Source organism: Pseudomonas sp. FSL W5-0299 (assembly GCF_005930655.1).
GTDB classification, from domain to species: Bacteria; Pseudomonadota; Gammaproteobacteria; order Pseudomonadales; family Pseudomonadaceae; genus Aquipseudomonas; species Aquipseudomonas mandelii.
In genome coordinates this window covers 1-1,038 of record NZ_RXHX01000098.1, presented here as the reverse complement: position 1 = coordinate 1,038, position 1,038 = coordinate 1, and the positions used below count along the sequence as shown (strand labels likewise).

The following is a 1,038-nucleotide window of genomic DNA, read 5'->3' as shown; positions in this document are numbered from 1 at the left end:
CACTACCGAGCAACCCATAGAGGCGCAGTGGAAATATGCCACAGACATTGAGTGGACAACTGCCGCCACCTGGACTGATACAACGCCACAGGAACCTCTACAGGTTCGTTCCTCCGACAAACAGATCACCCTCAATCCGGCAAATATTATCGGCAACGGACACTCCTTCGTCGCGCATCGTGACGGGGGTGACGTGATCGCTTGGGGCAACGCTGATAACGGTGGGAAGATTCCTCCGGCCATTATCCCCCTGAAAGACATCGTTGAAGTCAGTAGCACTTACTCCGCTTACGCTGCCCGCCGAACCCATGGCGCGGTGGTGGTGTGGGGGGACGCGAATAATGGTGGGAACATGGGCAGTGTTGTGCCTTCGGACTTTGTTCGGGTTATTGGTAACTTTGGGGCGTTTGCCGGTTTAAAGAATGCGAATCAGGTGGTTGCCTGGGGTCATGACAACGCGGGCGGCACTGTGCCTACTGCACTCAGGGACATTGTGCGGATCGTTGTCAGTGGCTTCGCATTTGCCGCGCAACGGGCCACCGGGCAGGTGGTGGCTTGGGGGGATCCCCATCGGGGTGGAAACCTGCCGACGGACATTGCCCTGCTCACCGATATCAACATGATCCTCGGTGCCCAGCAGGCCTTTGCAGCCCTTCGCGCCAACGGCCGTCTCGTCGCTTGGGGCAGGGTCGAGGCTGGTGGAGACCTGCCAGCACCGATTGCTGCATTGAACGACATCATCGAGCTGCGTTGTAATGCTCTGGCGTTTATAGCGAAGCGCGCTACAGGCCAATGGGTGGCTTGGGGCGACCCAATATATGGTGGCACTATCAGCCCAGAGTTCGCGGAATTGAAGGATATTGTCGACGTGTGCTCCGCAGCATTTGCATTCGCTGCTCGTCGTGCCAACGGCCATGTAGTGGCGTGGGGACACCCGCAAAGGGGCGGCGTGGTGCCTGCCGACATCGCGCTGCTGAACGACATTGTGCAGGTGGCCGGCACGGGGGAAGCGTTCGCAGCCTTGCGTAAGAATGGTAC

1 pseudogene is annotated in these 1,038 nt (G+C 58.9%); it reads left to right on the top strand.

The features are described from left to right. Positions 1-1,038 (top strand): annotated as a pseudogene (locus tag FHL16_RS34210) (hypothetical protein); the annotation flags it as partial.